The 18,878-nt window shown below is 71.1% G+C and carries 16 protein-coding genes; 12 read left to right on the top strand and 4 right to left on the bottom strand.

The annotated features are described in order from the left end of the window. Positions 1-82: 82 nt before the first annotated feature. Positions 83-2,098, bottom strand: coding sequence for an ArnT family glycosyltransferase (locus tag ACFVYF_RS29565; RefSeq protein WP_389460237.1), 2,016 nt, complete (start codon positions 2,096-2,098; stop codon positions 83-85). Between the two features lie 448 nt (positions 2,099-2,546). On the opposite strand from ACFVYF_RS29565, the gene ACFVYF_RS29570 reads away from it, so the two are divergent. The 5 genes from ACFVYF_RS29570 (at position 2,547) to ACFVYF_RS29590 (ending at position 7,853) form a co-directional block, all read left to right on the top strand. After that, positions 2,547-3,299, top strand: a complete 753-nt coding sequence (locus tag ACFVYF_RS29570; protein WP_389460239.1) for a response regulator transcription factor — start codon at positions 2,547-2,549, stop codon at positions 3,297-3,299. Further along, positions 3,296-4,804: a sensor histidine kinase gene (locus ACFVYF_RS29575; protein ID WP_389460241.1), complete on the top strand. Its 1,509-nt coding sequence runs from the start codon at positions 3,296-3,298 to the stop codon at positions 4,802-4,804. Before ACFVYF_RS29570 ends, ACFVYF_RS29575 begins: the two co-directional genes overlap by 4 nt. 160 nt (positions 4,805-4,964) lie before the next feature. Continuing rightward, complete coding sequence (locus ACFVYF_RS29580) at positions 4,965-5,774, top strand: FAD:protein FMN transferase (protein WP_389460243.1); 810 nt, start codon at positions 4,965-4,967, stop codon at positions 5,772-5,774. Then, positions 5,771-7,210 (top strand): ferric reductase-like transmembrane domain-containing protein, encoded by a 1,440-nt coding sequence (locus ACFVYF_RS29585; RefSeq protein ID WP_389460245.1) that lies wholly within the window; start codon positions 5,771-5,773, stop codon positions 7,208-7,210. Before ACFVYF_RS29580 ends, ACFVYF_RS29585 begins: the two co-directional genes overlap by 4 nt. A gap of 127 nt (positions 7,211-7,337) precedes the next feature. Next, positions 7,338-7,853: an FMN-binding protein gene (locus ACFVYF_RS29590; RefSeq protein WP_389460247.1), complete on the top strand. Its 516-nt coding sequence runs from the start codon at positions 7,338-7,340 to the stop codon at positions 7,851-7,853. 74 nt (positions 7,854-7,927) lie between these two features. Here the strand turns inward: ACFVYF_RS29590 and ACFVYF_RS29595 are convergent, their stop codons facing one another. Next, entirely contained in the window at positions 7,928-9,118 is a 1,191-nt protein-coding gene (locus ACFVYF_RS29595) for a spermidine/putrescine ABC transporter substrate-binding protein (RefSeq protein ID WP_389460248.1), read from the bottom strand. Positions 9,119-9,418: 300 nt separating this feature from the next. Beyond that, positions 9,419-10,858, bottom strand: a complete 1,440-nt coding sequence (locus tag ACFVYF_RS29600; protein ID WP_389460250.1) for a gamma-aminobutyraldehyde dehydrogenase — start codon at positions 10,856-10,858, stop codon at positions 9,419-9,421. A gap of 187 nt (positions 10,859-11,045) precedes the next feature. On the opposite strand from ACFVYF_RS29600, the gene ACFVYF_RS29605 reads away from it, so the two are divergent. The 7 genes from ACFVYF_RS29605 to ACFVYF_RS29635 all read left to right on the top strand — a co-directional run bounded on the left by ACFVYF_RS29605 (position 11,046) and on the right by ACFVYF_RS29635 (position 17,996). Continuing rightward, the gene (locus ACFVYF_RS29605; protein WP_389460252.1) at positions 11,046-11,561 is read left to right on the top strand and encodes an Lrp/AsnC family transcriptional regulator; all 516 of its coding nucleotides are present in this window, start codon (positions 11,046-11,048) and stop codon (positions 11,559-11,561) included. Continuing rightward, positions 11,546-12,928, top strand: coding sequence for an aspartate aminotransferase family protein (locus tag ACFVYF_RS29610; protein ID WP_389460253.1), 1,383 nt, complete (start codon positions 11,546-11,548; stop codon positions 12,926-12,928). The genes ACFVYF_RS29605 and ACFVYF_RS29610 overlap by 16 nt, the downstream gene beginning before the upstream one ends. Before the next feature lie 280 nt (positions 12,929-13,208). Beyond that, complete coding sequence (locus tag ACFVYF_RS29615; protein ID WP_389460255.1) at positions 13,209-13,946, top strand: ABC transporter ATP-binding protein; 738 nt, start codon at positions 13,209-13,211, stop codon at positions 13,944-13,946. Further along, positions 13,928-15,238, top strand: a complete 1,311-nt coding sequence (locus tag ACFVYF_RS29620; RefSeq protein WP_389460256.1) for a hypothetical protein — start codon at positions 13,928-13,930, stop codon at positions 15,236-15,238. Before ACFVYF_RS29615 ends, ACFVYF_RS29620 begins: the two co-directional genes overlap by 19 nt. Before the next feature lie 119 nt (positions 15,239-15,357). Next, positions 15,358-15,765, top strand: a complete 408-nt coding sequence (locus ACFVYF_RS29625) for a VOC family protein (RefSeq protein WP_389460257.1) — start codon at positions 15,358-15,360, stop codon at positions 15,763-15,765. A gap of 260 nt (positions 15,766-16,025) precedes the next feature. After that, positions 16,026-17,171 carry a Rossmann fold nucleotide-binding protein gene (locus ACFVYF_RS29630; RefSeq protein ID WP_389460441.1) on the top strand — a complete coding sequence of 382 codons (1,146 nt, stop codon included), beginning with the start codon at positions 16,026-16,028 and terminating at the stop codon, positions 17,169-17,171. A gap of 177 nt (positions 17,172-17,348) precedes the next feature. Next, positions 17,349-17,996, top strand: coding sequence for an LAETG motif-containing sortase-dependent surface protein (locus tag ACFVYF_RS29635; protein WP_389460259.1), 648 nt, complete (start codon positions 17,349-17,351; stop codon positions 17,994-17,996). A 76-nt stretch (positions 17,997-18,072) separates the two neighbouring features. On the opposite strand, the gene ACFVYF_RS29640 is transcribed toward ACFVYF_RS29635, so the two are convergent. Beyond that, the gene (locus ACFVYF_RS29640) at positions 18,073-18,870 is read right to left on the bottom strand and encodes a maleylpyruvate isomerase family mycothiol-dependent enzyme (RefSeq protein WP_389460261.1); all 798 of its coding nucleotides are present in this window, start codon (positions 18,868-18,870) and stop codon (positions 18,073-18,075) included. Positions 18,871-18,878 lie beyond the last annotated feature (8 nt).

Genomic DNA, 18,878 nt, shown 5'->3' on the forward strand with positions numbered 1-18,878 from the left:
CGATGACATGACGGAACGCCCCACGTCGCCGGCCGCAGCGCGGCGAGCAACGTAAGGCCCTGGTCCGGCGGATGAGAGGGATTCAGCTCGCGGGACCGGTGAGGTCGTACAACACCGTCGAGCCCACGGTCTGCGAGCCGAAGGTCTTCGTCACCCAGGAGGAGATCTGCGATCCGGTGCTGTCGGTGCCGCTGCGGCCGAAGCCGCCCTCCTCGCCGCCCTGGGCGACGAAGTAGTGGATCTTCCCGTCCGCGACGTACTGCTTGAACCGGGCCAGGGTCGGCGCCGGGTCTCCGCCGCTGAAGCCGCCGATGGGCATCACCGGTTCGCCGACGGCCAGTTGCAGCCAGGTCTGGTTGTCCGAGGCGACGGTCGCGGCCACCCAGGTGTAGGCCTGGGCGTCCTTGACCAGCGTGGCCCGCAGGTGAGGCGTGACCGCGTCGATGCCCCCCAGCCGGCCGCTGCCGCCGCCCTTCGCCGTGCCGGACTGGGCGTTCTGTCCGGAGGGAGCGGACGCGGCACCGGTTCCGCTCTGCCGGGGTGCGCCTCCCGCGGCGGGCCCGCCGTGTTCCTGTGCGCCCGAGGCGGGGCCGGCGAGCGGGGTCTGCCCTGTGTGGGCCGTGGTGACCGTGGCCCATGTGAAGGATGCGGGTCCGGCGAGTACGGCGGCCAGCGCGAGCCCCGTCGCCCCGAGAGCCAGGCGCCGCGGGAGAAGCCGGGCGAGCATCATCCCGAGTGCGGCCAGCAGCCCGGCGACGAGCACCGGCCAGCGCAGTGGGGAGGTCCAGCCTTCCGCGCGTCCCAGCAGGACGAAGGCCCACGCCGCCGTCGCGGCCACCGTCGCCGCCAGGACCGCGGTCGCGGCGGAGCCGCCCAGGCGCCGGAGGTGGACCGCACCCATGGCGACCAACGCGGCGATGTAGGGAGCCAGCGCGATGGTGTAGTACTCGTGGAAGATCCCGGACATGAAGCTGAAGGTCACCGCGGTGCAGACCAAGGCGCCGCCCCAGGCCAGAAAGCCCGCACGATGCAGGTCGGTTCGGGCGGCCCTGCGGGTGACGACCAGCGCGGCGACCAGCAGGATCAGTGCGGCGGGCAGCAGCCAGGAGATCTGACCGCCCAGCGCGCTGTCGAACATGCGGGTGACGCCGGTGGACTCGCCGCCGTGGCCGCCGCCTCCCGCTCCGCCCCCTCCGGGCACGCTGCCCGACGAGGAACCGCCGCCGCCGAAGCCGCCCTTGTCCTCGCCGGTGAGGCGTCCCAGTCCGTTGTAGCCAAGGGTCAGGTCGAGGAAACTGTTGTTGGTGGACCCGCCCACGTACGGGCGGGAGTCGGCGGGCCACAGTTCGACGACGGCCACCCACCATCCGCCGCTGACCACGATCGCGGCTCCGGCCAGCAGGACATGGCCGATCCGCTTGGTCAGCGGCAGGGCGGCGCACACCAGGTAGACCAGGGTCAGAGCCGGCAGGATCAGCCACGCCTGGAGGGTCTTGACCAGGAAGCCGAGACCGAAGCAGACCCCGGTGAGCACCATCCAGCGGACCGCCCGGTGTCCTTCGAGGGCGCGCTGGAAGCAGTACAGCGCACACACCATGAGCAGGGTCAGCAGTGCGTCGGGGTTGTTGAAGCGGAACATCAGCGCCGCGACCGGAGTCAGGGCCAGCAGCGCGCCGGCCAGCAGCCCGGCGGCCGGCCCGTACAGCCGTCGCACGGCCGCGTACAGCACGCCGACGGAGGCGACACCCATCAGCGCCTCGGGGGCGAGGATCTGCCACGACCCGAGTCCGAAGAGGCGCACGGAGATGTCCATGGGCCACAGCGCGACCGGTGGCTTGTCGACGGTGATGGAGTTCCCCGCGTCCGATGCCCCGAAGAAGGCGGCCTTCCAGCTTTCGCCGCCCGCCTGCGTGGCCGCCGCGTAGAACTCGTTCCCGAAGCCCGAGGCGCCCAGATCCCAGAAGAAGGCCACCGCCGCGACGAGCAACAGCGCCCAGAAGGCGGGCCGTTCCCATGCGGGACTGGCTGTGCGGCCGACGGCCCCGGCCGTCCGAGGTGGCACCGGTCCCTCCACGACAGAGGGGTTGAGCGTGGTCATGTGTCTCCTTGTGGATGATCGCGCAAGGGCTGTGGCCGAGGCTTTCGGAGGACCTGTCGGGCGGTCTCGCGAGGGTCTGCGTTCCCTTCGCGGACCGCGGTTCCGGTAAGCCTGTGGGGGTGGCCGCCGGGATACGGGAGTCCCGCCTTGGCCTGCCCGGCACGCCCAACCCGTCCGGGCGAGCGAGGCCGTTGAGCCGCGTCCCGCGGGCCGTGGCCTGCGGGGGTGCGCCTGGCCGTCACCCTGCACGGGGGACCTATCAGCCTGCTCTCAGCTCCCGGCCGGGGCCCGTTGCCCGAGCGCGTCCTCCCCAGGCCGTGTCGTGCCGCTGACCAGGAAGGGAAGTGCGCCTTCGGCGGATCCGGTGGCGCGGGGCCCTGCGCCCCGCCCGTGCCCCGGGCCCGTACATCTCAGGGGAATCTCAGAATCGGCCGGTAGTGATGGCACGGTGACTCCACGCCCTGCCGAACCGGCCCCCACGGCACCTCCCCTGGTCCGCCACGACGGCACACGTGTCCGAGTGCTCGTGGTCGACGACGAGCCGGATCTCACCGAGGTGCTGTGCGGCGCCCTGGCCTACGAGGGCTATGACGCGCGGCCCGCCGCGGACCGGTTGACGGCGGTGCGGGCCACGGCCGAGTTCCGGCCGGACGCGGTGATCCTCGACGTGATGCTCCCGGACGCCGACGGTTTCACCGTGCTGCGCGAGATCCGCGCCGAACTCCCCCTGGTGTGCGTGCTGTTCCTCACCGCGCGGGACGCGGTCGAGGACCGGGTCGCCGGGATCCGGGCGGGCGGCGACGACTACGTCACCAAGCCGTTCAGCCTGGACGAGGTCACCGCCCGGCTGCACGGCCTGCTGCGGCGGGCGGGCATGGCTCGCCTGAGCGCGGGCGAGACCGCCCTGGCCGTCGGCGATCTGGTCCTCGACGAGGACGCGCATGAAGTGACCCGGGCCGGCGAGGTCATCCCCCTGTCCCCCACGGAGTACGCGCTGCTGCAGCTGCTGATGCACCATCCACGCCAGGTGCTCAGCAAGACGCTGATCCTCGAGCGGATCTGGTCCTACGACTACGGCCACCACGCCCACGTCGTCGAGCTGTACATCTCGTATCTGCGCAAGAAGGTGGACGCCGGCCGGCCGCCCATGATCCATACCGTGCGCGGTGTCGGTTACGTCCTCAAGCCCACCGCCTCATGAAGCCGGCGGCTCGTTCCCGGCTGCGCCGGCTGCGCCCCCGCACGCTGCGCGCCAAGCTCACCTGGGGCCTCGTCGTCCTGCTCGCCCTGAGCTGCGCGACCGTAGGACTGACGAGCGTCTTCGCCCTGCGCAGTTACCTCACCGGCCAGCTCGACCACCAACTCGCCGACTCCGGCTGCCTGTTCCCCTCCACACTGCGGGGGACCGCGGACGCCCCGCAGCAGACGGGCGGGAGCAGCGGCTTCGGAGGCACGAGAGGCGGCAGGCGTGCCGACACGCGCGGGCAGGGTATCGGCACCTTCGGCGCACGGCTGACCGACGCGAAGGTCAGTGAGGCAGCCGTCGTCCGGGCCGACCGGAACACCAGGGTCACCCTCGACGCGGCCGACGAGGCGACGCTCGACGGTATCCCCACCGACGGCAGCGCCCACACCGTCACGCTGTCGGCCCTCGGCGACTACCGCGTCTACGCCTGCGCGGGAAAGGACGACGACATCCTGGTCAGCGGACTGCCGTTGGCGCCGCTCCAGGACACGGTCAGGCGCCTGGCCATGGTCTCCTCCGTGGTCTTCGGCGGCGCGTTGGTGATCACCGGGGTCGCCGGTGCCCTGTGGGTACGCCGGTCACTGCACCCCCTGCGCCGGGTGACGGACACCGCGGCGGCCGTCGCCGGCCTGAAACTGGACAGCGGCGAGGTCACCCTGCCGGGCCCGACGGCAGTGGGTGACCCGCACAGCGAGGCCGGGCAGGTGGCCGCCGCGCTCGACCGCATGCTCGGCCACGTCCAGGACGCCCTGGCCAAACGCCACACCAGCGAGGAGCGGCTGCGCAGCTTCGCCGCCGACGCCAGCCATGAGCTGCGTACCCCGGTCGCTTCGATCCGCGGCCACGCCGAACTCGCGCTTCGCCACCCCGGCCCGGTCCCCGCCAAGGTCGAGCGGGCCCTCGATCGCGTGGCCGCCGAGGCGGCGCGGATGAGTGCCATGGTCGACGACCTGCTGCTGCTCGCCCGGCTCGACGCCGGCCGGCCCCTGCAGCGTGCACCGGTCGACGTGACCCACCTGGTCATCGACTGCACGGACGACGCCCGGGCAGCGAGCCCGGAGCACCGCTGGGCACTGGACCTGCCCGAGACGCCCGTCACCGTCACCGGCGACCCCGACCGCCTGGCGCAGGTGCTGACGAACCTCCTGGCCAACGCCCGGCTGCACACCCCGGCCGGCACCCGGGTGACGGTCCGCCTGGAGCGGAGCGACCCGGGGCAGTGCAGTCTGTCCGTCACGGACGACGGCCCCGGAGTTCCGTCCGAGCTGCGGCAGACGCTCTTCGAACGCTTCACCCGCGCCGACCGCCGTCACCCCGGCTCCGGAACGCGCGGCGCGGGAGGCGGAGCGGGGCTCGGTCTGTCCATCGCGGCGGCCATCGTGGCAGCCCACGAGGGCACACTGACCTTCCGGAGCATCCCGGGTTCGACGGTGTTCACCGTGCTGCTGCCGCTGCGCTGACGGGACTTCTCCGCATCCTCCCGAGGGACGCCCCGGACGCCGCAACCTGAGATTCCTCTTTAAAAGCGGCCGCTGGGCCCCTGTCCGACGTGATCTGAGAGGGAACTGAGAGGTCCGCTCGGGAAGGTGAGGGCAGACCACCGTCACCCCGAGGAGCCCCATGAGCAGTCTTCAAGGCCATGCAGACTCTGCGACCGACCTGCCCGCTCGCCATGTTCATGTGGAGCACGTCATGGGCACCGTGGTCTCCATCGACCTGCGCGACTGCGACGAGGAGGAGGCCGCGTCGGGTGCCGGCAGCGTGGTGCGCTGGCTGCACGAGGTGGACGCTCTCTTCAGTACCTACCGGCCCGACAGCCACATCTCCCGTATCAATCGCGGTGAGTTGTCGCCCGGACACGCGAGCGCCGAGGTGGGATGGGTGCTCAGGAGGTGCGAGGAACTCCGTCAGGACACAGGCGGGTACTTCGACGCCTGGGCGACGGGGTCCCTGGACCCGTCCGCCCTGGTGAAGGGCTGGTCGGTACAGCGGGCCGCGGACGCGTTGGCGGCCCGGGGCCTCACCGACTTCTGTCTGACGGCCGGCGGTGACGTCGTCAGCCGGGGCAGCCGCCCAGGCGGTCAGCCCTGGCGGATCGGGATCCAGCACCCCAAGGACCGCGGCGCCCTGGCCGGGGTGGTGCTCGCCGGCGACCTCGCCGTGGCGACCTCGGGCACGTACGAACGCGGCGAGCACATCGTCGACCCGCACACCCGCACCCCTCCCACCGGGCTGCTGTCCGTCACCGTCTGCGGCCCCGACCTGGGCACCGCGGACGCGTACGCGACCGCCGCCTTCGCCATGGGGCGCGATGCCGCCGACTGGACGCTCGGCCTCGACGGATACGAGGCCATGACAGTGCTGGACGACGAACGCGTGTTGCTCACGCCGGGCTTCCCCCTGGCCGATCGTGCCGAGGAGTCACGATGACCGTGCCCCGTGTCTCCCAGCCGCCCGCTCCCAAGCCTCCCGTCCGCCCGCGCAACTGGCCCCCGCCCACCGTTCCCCCCTCGTCACGGCGGACCGGGCACGTGCGCCGCAGGTTTCCCGCCCGTCGCCGCCCGCTCGTCGTGGACGCTCTCGCCGCGGCCACCGGTCTCGGCCTCGGCATCTCACTCGCGCTGGGCATCGGCGCCACGACGGTCAGCGCGCTGGACGCCCCGGGTGGCGTCGCCACCGCACTCGGCCGCGTCACCGGGATGCTCAGCGGATACGCGATGGTCGTCATCGTGCTGCTCTCGGCACGCATCCCGCCGCTGGAACGCGCCCTGGGCCAGGACCGGTTGATCGTCTGGCACCGGCGTCTCGCCCCCTGGGGCATCTACCTGCTGCTGGCCCACGCCGTACTGATCACCGTCGGATACGCGCGCGCCGCGAAGTCGGGGATCCTGGCGGAGATCGGCCGGCTGCTGTGGACCTACTCGGGCATCCTGTCCGCCACCGTCGGCAGCGTCCTGCTGCTGGCCGCCGCGGTCACCTCCTACCGGCGGGCACGACGCCGGATGAAGTACGAGACCTGGTGGGCCGTCCACCTCTACACGTACCTGGGCCTCGGCCTCTCGTTCGTCCACCAGGTCGACACCGGTGCGCCGTTCGTGGGGCACTCCCTGGCCACGGCCTGGTGGACCTCGTTGTGGGTGGGCGCCCTGATCGTCGTGCTCGTCTTCCGGGTGGGGCTCCCGTTGTGGCGATCCGTCCGGCACGACCTGCGCGTGGCGCAGGTGACTCCCGTAGGACCGAACACCTGGTCCATCGTGCTCAGCGGGCGGCACCTGGAGCGGCTGCCGACGGCCGGCGGGCAGTTCATGATGTGGCGGTTCCTGCGCCGCGAACTGTGGTGGCAGGCCCACCCCTACTCACTGTCGGCCACCCCCCAGGCGGGTCATCTCCGCATCACCGTCAAGGAGTTGGGCGACCACAGTACGGCGCTGTCCCGGCTCACTCCCGGCACCCGGGTGGCGTTCGAGGGCCCCTACGGGGTCTTCACCGCCGACGCGAGCCAGTCCCGGAACGTCCTGCTCGTCGGCGCCGGCGTGGGTACGACCCCCATCCGCGCCCTCCTCGACGACCTGCCCCAGGACAGTCACGTCATCGTCCTGCTGCGGGGCAGGTACTCCGAAGACATCGCCCACCTGGACGAGTTCGAGCGGCTGGTCGGCAAACGCCGGGGCCTGCTGCACGCGTTGACCGGACCGCGCGAGACCGTTCGCCTGGGCGGGCCGGCCCTGCACACCCTCGTCCCTGACATCGCCGGCCGGGACGTCTTCGTCTGCGGCCCCGACGAGTTCACCCGCACGGTCATCAGCGCCGCCCGTGACGCCGGGGTGCCCGCGCGCCACATCCACCACGAGGACTTCGTGTTCTGACGGCGCACACCGGCCGCGAATCCCCCGGCTCCCGGCTCCCCGGCTCCCGGCTCCCCGGCTCCCCGGCTCCCGGCTCCCCGGCTCCCCTCGTACCTTCCGACTCTTTCGGCCATCCCTGGAGAACCCCATGCGACGTGCCCCGATCGTTCTGGTCGCGACCGTGATCGGCACCACTGGCGTGCTGATGTTCAAGCCCCACGAGGTCACCCCCGCGGTCGCGTCATCCTCTTCGTCGTCGGCAAGCCAGGACGCGGCTGTCTCGAAGAGCGGCTCGACCACCACCGCCACCGGCGCCGCCATCACCACCCAGTTCGGCAACACCCAGGTCCAGGTCACCATCAAGAGCGGGAAGATCACGGACGTCAAGCCGCTCCAGATACCCAGCAACGAACCGCAGTCCGTGCAGATCAGCAACGGCGCGGTGCCGGCCCTGCGGGAGAGCGCCCTGACCAAGCAGAGCGCCGCGATCGACTCGGTCAGCGGCGCGACATTCACCAGCCAGAGCTATGCCGCGTCCCTCCAGTCCGCCCTGGACAAGGCCGGCTTCAAGGCCGCCGACGGCTCCACCGCCCCCACCACGGCACCCACCGGATCCGAGGAACACGGGCACGGGGGCGGCTTCGGTGGCCGCGGCGGCTTCTGAGGCCGGACCCCCAGCGGGCACTGACGGCCGCTGATCCGATCGCGCTCGCCACAGAACCCCCCTCACCGCCCCGCTCAGAGCCCCGCGATCGCGTTCCACCGCTTTCCGAACTCCGTGCGTTCCGTGGAGGTGATGTCGCGGGCGATCGCGAGCCGCTTGCGCATGGTGGCGTCGGGGAAGATCAGCGGGTCCTCGGCCAGGGCGGCGGTGTCCTTGTCCTTGGCGGAGGCCAGGACGTCCTGGGCGGCGGGGACCGGGCAGACGTAGTTGACCCAGGTGGCCAGCTCCGCGGCGACCTCGGGCTGGTAGTAGTAGTCGACGAGCCGTTCCGCGTTCGCCTTGTGGCGGGCCAGGTTGGGAATCATCAGCGACTCGGACCACAGCTCGGCGCCCTCCTCGGGGACGACGAAGCGGATGTCCGGGTCGTCGGCCTGGAGCTGGATCACGTCACCGGAGTAGGCCTGACAGGCGAGGACGTCGCCGCTGGAGAGGTCCTTGATGTAGTCGTTGCCGGTGAAGCGGCGGATCCGGCCGCTGTGGACGTGCTTCTCCACCTGGTCGCACACCGTGTGGAAGTCGTCGGCCGTCCACCGGGTGATGTCGACGCCGTTGCCCTGCATGAGGAGCGCGAACGCCTCGTCGAGTCCGGAGAGAAGCGTCACCCGGCCCTTCAGGTCGTCCGCCCACAGGTCGGAGACGTGCCGGATGTCGCGGCCCAGTTTCCGGCGGTTGTACGCGATGCCGGTGATCCCCGACTGCCAGGGCACGGTGGACTTGCGGCCCGGGTCGAAGGCCGGCGAACGCAGCAGCGGGTCAAGGTACTTGGTGACGTTCGGCTGCTTGGCACGGTCCATCGCCTGGACCCACCCGAGCCGGACGAAGCGCGCGCACATCCAGTCGCTGATGACGATGAGATCGCGGCCCGTCTGCTGGTGGTTCATCAGGGAGGGGCTGATCTTGCCGAAGAACTCGTCGTTGTCGTTGATCTCCTCGACATAGTCGACCGAGATCCCGGTACGCCGCTCGAAGGCGTCCAGCGTGGGCCGCCGGGTCGTGTCCTCGTCGTCCGTGTCGATGTACAGCGGCCAGTTCGCCCAGGTCAGACGCTTGTCGTGGGCGGACAGATCGGCCCCGGCCCGATCGCCGGGTGCCACGTACGCGGCAGGCACCCCGCAGCCCGCCAGGGCGCCGAGCGCGGCACCCCCGCCCAGCGCGCGCAGCAGGGACCGGCGGGACAGGGGCGAGGACTTGCGTTTCGCGGGCACCTGGGCAGCATGCCGTCAGGGCGACGGCGCGGACAATGGACGCTGCGTCGAGCGCACGCCCGCCGAACCGACACCCTGTCGATCACTCGGGGGCGCCGCCCACTACGGACGCCGTCGACCACTCCAGGGCACGTCGGCGAAAGCCGGCACCAGCACCAGCACCAGCACCAGCACCAGCACCAGCACCAAGAACGCCCGACCCCCGGCCCCCGACCCCACCGAAGGGGAAAACACCGCGGCCCCGGACGGAATCCACCCGTCCGGGGCCGCGCGCGGAGCCGAAGGCCCCGGGGTCGAGACCTACGCGTCCAGTGAGGTCATGACGTGCTTGATGCGCGTGTAGTCGTCGAACCCGTACGCCGAGAGGTCCTTGCCGTAGCCGGACTTCTTGAAGCCGCCGTGGGGCATCTCGGCGACCAGCGGGATGTGGGTGTTGATCCACACGCAGCCGAAGTCGAGGGCCTTGGACAGGCGCATCGCGCGCCCGTGGTTCTTCGTCCAGACCGAGGAGGCGAGGGCGTAGTCGACGCCGTTGGCCCACTCGATGGCCTGGTCCTCGTCCGTGAAGGACTGGACGGTGATGACCGGTCCGAAGACCTCGTTCTGGATGATCTCGTCGTCCTGCTTGAGGCCCGAGACGACGGTCGGGGCGTAGAAGTAGCCCTTCTCGCCGACCTGGTGGCCACCGGCCTCGACCTTGGCGTGGGCGGGCAGCCGCTCGATGAAGCCGGCCACCTGCTTGAGCTGGTTGGGGTTGTTGAGCGGGCCGTACAGCACGTCCTCGTCGTCCGGCTGCCCGGTCTTCGTGTCGGCGGCGGCCTTGGCGAGCGCGGCCACGAACTCGTCGTGGATCGACTCCTGGACGAGGACGCGGGTGGCGGCCGTACAGTCCTGGCCGGCGTTGAAGAAGCCCGCCACCGAGATGTCCTCGACGGCCTTGGGGATGTCGGTGTCCTCGAAGACGACGACCGGGGCCTTGCCGCCCAGCTCCAGGTGGACCCGCTTGAGGTCCTTGGACGCCGACTCGGCGACCGACATGCCGGCGCGCACGGAACCGGTGATGGAGGCCATCGCCGGGGTGGGGTGCTCGACCATCGCGCGGCCGGTGTCGCGGTCGCCGCAGATGACGTTGAAGACGCCCTTGTCGAGGATGCCGCCGATGATCTCGGCGATCAGGACGGTGGAGGCCGGGGTGGTGTCCGACGGCTTCAGCACGACCGTGTTGCCCGCGGCCAGCGCCGGGGCGAACTTCCATACGGCCATCATCATCGGGTAGTTCCACGGCGCGACCTGGGCGCAGACGCCGATCGGCTCGCGGCGGACGATGGAGGTCAGGCCCTCCATGTACTCGCCGGCGCTGCGCCCCTCCAGCATCCGCGCCGCACCCGCGAAGAAGCGGATCTGGTCCACCATCGGCGGGATCTCCTCGGACCTGGTCAGTCCGATCGGCTTGCCGGTGTTCTCCACCTCGGCCGCGATGAGCTCCTCGGCCCGCTCCTCGAACGCGTCCGCGATCTTGAGGAGGGCCTTCTGGCGCTCGGCGGGCGTCTTGTCGCGCCAGGCCGGGAAGGCCTCGGCGGCGGCCGCCATCGCCGCGTCGACGTCCGCCTGTCCGGACAGCGGCGCGGTCGCGTACGCCTCACCGGTCGCGGGGTTGACCACCTCGGTGGTCCGTCCGTCGGCGGCGTCCCGGAACTCACCGTCGATGTAATTGCGCAGACGACGCAGCTCGGTGCTCACTGCCCGGCCCTCCTGTCGGATGTCAACGGCCCAGGTGTCCACTACCTGAGATTTCTGAGTCCCCACCCTAATCCGTGCACCCACGTTTTCAACACCCCCGGCCGCCCCAGATCTGCGAAATCCGCAAGACGTGTGCTCGTAAACAACGAATTTCATCGCTACGGCCTTGCGGAACTGTCGAGACGTCGTGCACAGTGAGTCCGTGGCCAGTCGAAGCGCAGACCCCAGGGACTCTCGCGAGTCCAGGAACGGCAGTCCCCAGTTGGACACCGTCTCCCTCGCCATCATCGAACAGCTGCAGCAGGACGGACGCCGCCCGTACGCCGCCATCGGCAAGGCCGTGGGTCTCTCCGAAGCCGCCGTGCGCCAGCGCGTCCAGAAGCTGCTCGATCAGGGCGTCATGCAGATCGTCGCCGTCACGGACCCGCTCACCGTGGGTTTCCGCAGGCAGGCGATGGTCGGCATCAATGTCGAGGGTGACCTCGAACCGGTGGCCGACGCGCTGACAGCCATGTCGGAAGTCGAGTACGTGGTGATGACCGCGGGCTCGTTCGACCTCCTCGTAGAAGTCGTCTGCGAGGACGACGACCACCTGCTGGACGTCATCAACAAACGCATCCGGGTGCTGCCCGGCGTGCGCTCCACCGAGAGCTTCGTCTACCTGAAGCTCAAGAAGCAGACCTACATGTGGGGAACCCGATAGCCGTGAGCACCAAGGACCTCAGCAAGACCGCGTACGACCACCTGTGGATGCACTTCACCCGCATGTCCTCGTACGAGAACGCGCCCGTTCCCACCATCGTCAAGGGTGAGGGCACCTACATCTACGACGACAAGGGCAAGCGCTACCTCGACGGTCTTGCCGGCCTGTTCGTGGTCCAGGCGGGCCACGGCCGCACGGAGCTGGCCGAGACCGCCTTCAAGCAGGCGCAGGAACTGGCCTTCTTCCCGATCTGGTCCTACGCCCACCCGAAGGCCGTCGAGCTCGCCGAGCGCCTCGCGGACTACGCGCCGGGCGACCTGAACAAGGTCTTCTTCACCACCGGCGGCGGCGAGGCCGTCGAGACCGCGTGGAAGCTGGCGAAGCAGTACCACAAGCTCACCGGCAACCACACGAAGTACAAGGTCATCTCGCGCGCGGTCGCCTACCACGGCACCCCGCAGGGCGCCCTGTCCATCACGGGTCTGCCGGCTCTGAAGGCCCCCTTCGAGCCGCTCGTCCCGGGCGCGCACAAGGTCCCGAACACCAACATCTACCGCGCCCCGATCCACGGCGACGACCCGGAGGCCTTCGGCCGCTGGGCCGCCGACCAGATCGAGCAGGAGATCCTCTTCGAGGGCCCGGAGACGGTCGCGGCCGTCTTCCTGGAGCCGGTGCAGAACGCCGGCGGCTGCTTCCCGCCGCCGCCCGGCTACTTCCAGCGCGTGCGCGAGATCTGCGACCAGTACGACGTACTGCTCGTGTCGGACGAGGTCATCTGCGCCTTCGGCCGTCTCGGCACGATGTTCGCCTGCGACAAGTTCGGCTACGTACCGGACATGATCACCTGCGCCAAGGGCATGACCTCGGGCTACTCCCCGATCGGCGCGTGCATCATCTCGGACAAGCTCGCCGAGCCGTTCTACAAGGGCGACAACACCTTCCTGCACGGCTATACCTTCGGCGGCCACCCCGTGTCGGCCGCTGTCGGCTGCGCCAACCTCGACCTGTTCGAGCGCGAGGGCCTCAACCAGCACGTCCTCGACAACGAGGCCAACTTCCTCTCCACGCTGCAGAAGCTGCACGACCTCCCGATCGTCGGCGACGTCCGCGGCAACGGCTTCTTCTACGGCATCGAGCTGGTGAAGGACAAGGCCACCAAGGAGACCTTCACGGACGAGGAGTCGGAGCGCGTGCTCTACGGCTTCGTCTCCAAGAAGCTCTTCGAGTACGGCCTGTACTGCCGCGCCGACGACCGCGGTGACCCGGTCATCCAGCTGTCGCCGCCGCTGATCTCCGACCAGTCGACCTTCGACGAGATCGAGCGGATCGTCCGCCAGGTGCTGACGGAGGCATGGACCAAGCTCTGATCCCAGCGCGACCGCGGTAGCGCTCCGACTCCGCACGCGACCACGACGAAGCTCTGATCTTCCTTCTGGATGATCAACAACAGCCCCGGTGCCGCCCGTTCGAGTGAGAATGGGCGGCCCGGGGCCGTGTGCTGTCCGGCCTCCGGGCCCCGACTCCCTAGCGTGCCCAGTGACCGATCGGCCCTGCCTTCGTTCCCCCGACCGGGGGACCGAGCGACCTCCACGACTTCCCCGAGGCCGCTCAGGCAGCGCAAATCAGATCTGAACCGAGGTGTACGCGATGGTGGCCCCGCCGGACAACGACGTGCTCTGGGCACGCGCCCTGCACGTCAAGCACAACGGCTCGCCCGCGCTCAGCGGTGTCTCGCTCGGCGTCCGGGACGGCGAGATCCTCGCCGTCAGCGGCCCGCGCGGCGCCGGCAAGACGACCCTCCTGCGGTGCCTGTCGGGACAGCTCCTGCCGCAGCAGGGCGAGGTGTGGTTCAACAGCGCCCCCATCCACACCATGGGCCCGCTCGGCCGCGAACGGCTGCGCCGTGACCGCTTCGGCTGGATCGACCCGGTACCGGTCCTCGTCCCCGAGCTGAACGCCTGGGAGAACGCGGCCCTCCCGCTGATGCTGCGCGGCACCCGGCGCCGCTCCGCGAAGACCGCCGCCCTGGAGTGGCTGGAGCGCCTCGACATCGGCGCCTGCGCCCGCAAGCGGCCGCACGAACTCCTCCAGGGCGAGCGCCAGCGGGTGGTCATCGCCCGCGCGCTGGTCGGGGCGCCCACCGTGCTCTTCGCCGACGAGCCCACCGCCCCGCTGTACCGCGCCGACGGCGCCCAGGTGCTGCGGACGCTCACCACCGCGGCCCGCTCGCACGGCATCACGGTCGTCCTCGCCACCCACGACGCGGACACCGCGGCGCTCGCCGACCGCACGGTGTCGCTGCTCGACGGACGGCGCGTGAACACCGTCCATCTGCCGCCGGTCGTCGAGACGGAAGGCCGGGCCGCGTGCTCGCTCTCCGTCTAGCCCGCGGGGGGCAGCCCCTCGTCCAGCTCCGCAGACTCCTGGTCGCCGCTGCCTCGGCGGGCACCGGCTTCCTGCTGCTGTGCACGCTCGGTTACGCGATGGGTCATCCGGACGCGTCGGCCGGCTCCGTACTGCGGCTGGCCTGGTGCGTGGCGCCCGTGGCCGCCACCGTGTACTTCGCGGTCGCGGTGGCCCGTACCGACCCCGGGACCCGCCCCCGTCCCGGGCTCTCGGCGATCGGCCTCGGCCCCGGCCGCCTGATGGCCGTCTCCGCCACCACCACCGCCCTGTCGACCGTGCTCGGCTCGATGCTCGCCCTGCTCTTCTTCCTGCACCTGCGCGGCGATCTGACCGGCATGCCGTTCGACGGCGCGGCCGCGCAGTTCCTCGCCGCGGACCAGCCGCTGCCGCTCCCGGCGGCCCTGACCCTGCTGGCCCTGGTGCCGCTCTCCGCCTCGGCGGCCACCGCGCTGGTGCTGCGTCCGCGCGGCACACAGCCGGGTCGCGCGGGGCGGTACGGCCGGGCCGCCGCACGGTCGGGCGCGGTCCGCAGCGGTCGGCACGCCGTCGGCGCCCAGGCGGCGCCGGGCACGCACGAAGCCCGTACCGAACAGGCCGAGAGCTCCACGGCCGCCGCGGAACCCGCCGGGGGCGCGCTCGACGCCCCCCAGCTCTTCGCTCCCCAGGCCGCGCCCGGCGGGCTCCCGTGGGGTGCGGCCGTGCTGGCCGCGGGCCTCGCCGTGGAGACGTACGCCGGCCGTTCGGACAGCGCGTCCGGGCCGGCCCTGCCCGGCGGTTTCGTCGTCGGCCCCGCCGGGGTGCTCGTCGGCTGGGCCCTCACCGCGGTCGGCCTCGCGCTCGCCGGACCTGCGATCACCTACGTCTGCGGGCGGCTCCTCCAGGCCGCACGGCCCGGCGCACTGCGGCTGCTGGCCGGCCGGGTGCTCCAGACGGAGGCGCGACGCATCGGACAGCCGCTCGGCGTGGTCTGCGCGGTGGCCTCGGGCGCGTACGCCATGGCGACCCTGTACGCGGGGGTGCGCCCGGACTTCGGTCCGCTGACCACCCTCGGCGCCCTGCTGGTGGGGGGCTGCACCCTCCTGACGCTGCTCACGGCCGCCGTCGAGGCCCGGCAGGCCCGCGCGGACACCACGGCCGCGCTGCTGCGTCTCGGCGCTCCCGCCACGATGCTGCGCAGTGCCGCGGGCCTGCGGGTCGGCGCCCTGCTCGCCGTGTTCGGCCCGCTGACGTGGGTGGTCGCCGAGCTGGCCGCGCTCCCCCTGACCCGCTGAGTCCCCTCCGCACCGGCCCACCGAAGGTTCCCGAAAAAGGTCCGCGCACTGCGATGAGTTCTGCCGCGGACCCCGGTCTATCCCTGCGAACGGCAACACACCGACGGGAGAGGCCCCTCATGTACCAGCAGATGATCTTCGTGAACCTGCCCGTGACCGACGTGGACACCTCCAAGAAGTTCTTCACGGAGCTCGGCTACTCGATCAATCCGCAGTTCTCGACCGACGACTGCGCCTGCGTGGTGATCAGCGACACGATCGTCGCGATGATGCTGAGCAAGCAGCGCTACTCCGACTTCACGAAGAAGACGATCACCGACGCGACGAAGACCAGCGAGGTGCTGCTGTGTCTGAGCGCCGAGAGCCGCGAGAAGGTCGACGAGCTGGTCGACAAGGCGATCGCGGCGGGCGGCTCCGCGACCGGCGGGACCCAGGACCAGGACTTCATGTACGGCCGGTCCTTCGACGACCCGGACGGCCACAGCTGGGAGGTCATGTGGATGGACCCGGCGGTGGTCCAGGGCTGAGCCCCCTGAGTCACCGCTGCGTCAGGCGGCCGGGACGCACGGTACGGGGGTCCGTGCGGTCGTACAGGGGCGGCCGCCCGCCACACGGCAGTCGTACGGGGGGGCGCCCGCCCATGGGCAGTCGTACGGGAGTTGCCGCGCGCAGAAGGACAGTCGTACGCGGACGGCCGCCCGCCGGTGGGCCGTGGTACGCGGGCCGCAGCCAAGGGGTCCGCGCGCCCCGCCCCGCGCGCCACGCCTAGCATGGGCGCGTGCAGCCGATACCCGCTCCCGAGTCCTCCGCCCCGTCCGGCCGGGAAGGGACCCCCGTCGCGTCCCACAATCGCGAGATCGAGTCCCTCGCCGAGTTCGACGAGGTCGTCTCGGAGCACGGCTCCCTGGCCCACTACCGCGTCCAGGCCGTCGACCTGACGGACCGTACGAAGACCCTGCTCTCGGTCGACTCCGCGGGCGCCGTCTTCCTCGGCTGCCCCATGGACCCGGAGGCGGCCGCCGCTGTCCGGTCCACGGGCGCGCTGGTCTTCCCGCCCGTCCCGGGCCTGCCCTTCGACCCGTACCGCGGCCTCTTGTACTCCCCCGACGAGCTCTTCGCGTCGCTCGACGCGGGTTACGAAGCGACACCCGACGCCCTCGCGTACGGCTGGTTCCAGCGGACCAAGTCCGACGGTGACGTCTTCGCGTCGATGCTGCGCGCGATCCACGACGACGCAGTCTCCGACGCCCTCGACGAACTCCTCGCCGGTGTGCGGGTGGTGGGCGTCATGGGAGGCCACGCCATGGAGCGCGGCACGACGGCATACGAGGGCGCGGCCCGGCTCGGCCGTGATCTGACGCGCGCCGATTTCACGGTCGCCACCGGCGGCGGCCCGGGCGCGATGGAGGCCGCGAACCTCGGCGCGTACGCGGCCCCGTTCGACGACGGGATGCTCGCCGAGGCGCTCCAACTCCTGGCCGGGGCACCGTCGTTCCGGCCGTCGGTGACCGACTGGGCGCGTGCCGCCTTCGAGGTGCGCGAACGCTGGCCCGCGGGCGGCACCTCCGTCGGCATCCCAACCTGGTTCTACGGGCACGAGCCGCCGAACGCGTTCGCGTCGGACATCGCCAAGTACTTCGCCAACGCCACCCGTGAGGACGGCCTGCTGGCGCGCTGCACGGCGGGCGTCGTCTTCCTCCCGGGCGCCGCCGGCACCATTCAGGAGATTTTCGACAACGCCACCCCGAACTACTACGAATCGCGGGGCGAGCCCACCCCGATGGTGCTCGTCGACAAGGCGCACTGGACCGAGAAGCACCCGACCTGGCCGCTTCTGCAATCCCTGGCGCGCGACCGCGCGATGGAGTCCCGGATCGCTCTGGTGGACCGGATCGAACAGGCTCCGGAGGTTCTCAAACGCCTCCGCGGTTAACAACCCGGTAAAGCCAACGGCACGACAGGGCATATGCATTGACAGCGCTTAGGTGACACTTATAGACCTGTGAGACTCCTGGGGGTCCTGTTGCCACGGCAGAACCCCCGTAACCCCCCGCAGTTGCGCATTCTGTGAAGGGCAATCGTGTCCATATCTCGCCGTACCGCACGTTCCGTGCGCATTCTCGGTGTTGCCTCCGCCACGGCCGCGCTCGCGCTCGGCGTCGCGGGCAACGCCCTCGCCTGCAACATCCGTGACTTCTCCGCCGTCGCCGCCTGCGACGACAAGGGGAAGGGCACCATCACCGTCACCGACACGGACGCCTCGGGCGTCCTGGCCACCGTCTCGGTCTACCTCGAGTCGAACGGGGCGGACGAGAAGCTCGTCGGCACCGACACGGTCAAGGGCACCCGTGAGGGCGCCACCGTCACCTTCTCCGAGGACTGGGCCCCGAAGGGCCAGTACCGGATTCACATCAAGGCCGGGAACATCGTCGACGAGGACGTCTCCCCGAACCTGACCGCCCCGTCCGAGGCGTGCAAGACCTCGGAGACCCCGAAGCCCTCGGAGACGCCGAAGCCTTCGGAGACCCCGTCCTCCTCCGCGACCCCGTCGGCGACGCCGTCGGAGTCGGACAGCACCGCTCCCGCGGCCACCGGCGACAACGAGCCGTCCCCCGCGGCCGGTGACTCGAACCTCGCCGAGACCGGTGCGAACTCCAACACCGGCACGATCGCCGGTGTCGCCGGCGCGTTCGTCGTCATCGGCGGCGGCGCCGTGTACTTCGGAATGCGCCGTCGCGGCGCCTCGAAGACCGGCTGACGCCCGCACACCGTACGACCGGGTGGCCCGCTCCTCCCCAGAGGGCGGGCCATCCGTCGGTCCGGGGCCGCCGCGGCTATCCGAAGGTGGCCCGCTCCAGCCAGAACTCCAGCAGTTCCCGCTCCCCCAGGACCTCGACCCGCTCGTCGTCCAGCGGCAGCCGGCGGTAGAACGCGAGGAGTACGGCGGTCAGCGGGCCGCGCAGCGCCACGGTCGCCTTCTCGTGACCCCGGCGCCAGTCCACGCCCTCCTCGGTGAGCTCGACGACCCACTCGGCGTTCAATTCGGGTGTGGCGTCGGTGGCATGGAGGTGGATGCTGCGGCCGGCTCCGCGCAGTTGCTTCGCGGCGTCGTGCGGCTGCGCCCGCTGCACGTACGCGATGATGTCCAGCCATTCGTCGATCGCGTCGGCCGCCACGTCGGGCGCGACCTCGTACGGCAGCCCGGCGGCCAACGTCGCGTCGGCCCGGTGGATCGCCAGCTCGTGGGTCATCCGCCGGGCCCAGAAGCCGGAGTTGAGCGTGCCGGCCCACCCCCACACCTTGGTGTCGGGTCCCGCTTCGCGCAACGCGGCGACGACCGCCTCGCCGGTCTTCGCGAGCCAGGCGTCCAGAGCGGCGGGATCCCCCTCGGCCTCCGGGCCCCCGGCCAGGGCCAGGGCCTTCTCGGGCACGTTCTCCTGCGCCCGCGTACGGACCAGGTGTTCGGTCCACCGCAGCGCCCCTCCCGTGTGCCGTACGAGGCGCTCGAACGACCAGTCGGGGCAGGTCGGCACGGTGGCGGACAGCTCCACCCCGGAGGTCACCACGTCCCTCAACTGCCGTACCTGGAGCTCGATCGCGTCGCAGTAGCGGTCATGTGCGAGTAGCGTCATGATCCGCA

The sequence above is a fragment of the Streptomyces sp. NPDC058274 genome, from assembly GCF_042881375.1.
In the GTDB taxonomy this organism is placed as follows: Bacteria; Actinomycetota; Actinomycetes; order Streptomycetales; family Streptomycetaceae; genus Streptomyces.

What these genes read in the sequence shown, in the direction of transcription:
- ACFVYF_RS29625 (WP_389460257.1), top strand. Translation starts at nt 15,358, where the DNA reads ATGTACCAGCAGATGATCTTCGTGAACCTGCCCGTGACCGACGTGGAC.
- ACFVYF_RS29615 (WP_389460255.1), top strand. Translation starts at nt 13,209, where the DNA reads ATGGTGGCCCCGCCGGACAACGACGTGCTCTGGGCACGCGCCCTGCAC.
- ACFVYF_RS29575 (WP_389460241.1), top strand. Translation starts at nt 3,296, where the DNA reads ATGAAGCCGGCGGCTCGTTCCCGGCTGCGCCGGCTGCGCCCCCGCACG.
- ACFVYF_RS29585 (WP_389460245.1), top strand. Translation starts at nt 5,771, where the DNA reads ATGACCGTGCCCCGTGTCTCCCAGCCGCCCGCTCCCAAGCCTCCCGTC.
- ACFVYF_RS29565 (WP_389460237.1), bottom strand. Translation starts at nt 2,098, where the DNA reads ATGACCACGCTCAACCCCTCTGTCGTGGAGGGACCGGTGCCACCTCGG.
- ACFVYF_RS29590 (WP_389460247.1), top strand. Translation starts at nt 7,338, where the DNA reads ATGCGACGTGCCCCGATCGTTCTGGTCGCGACCGTGATCGGCACCACT.
- ACFVYF_RS29640 (WP_389460261.1), bottom strand. Translation starts at nt 18,870, where the DNA reads ATGACGCTACTCGCACATGACCGCTACTGCGACGCGATCGAGCTCCAG.
- ACFVYF_RS29580 (WP_389460243.1), top strand. Translation starts at nt 4,965, where the DNA reads ATGAGCAGTCTTCAAGGCCATGCAGACTCTGCGACCGACCTGCCCGCT.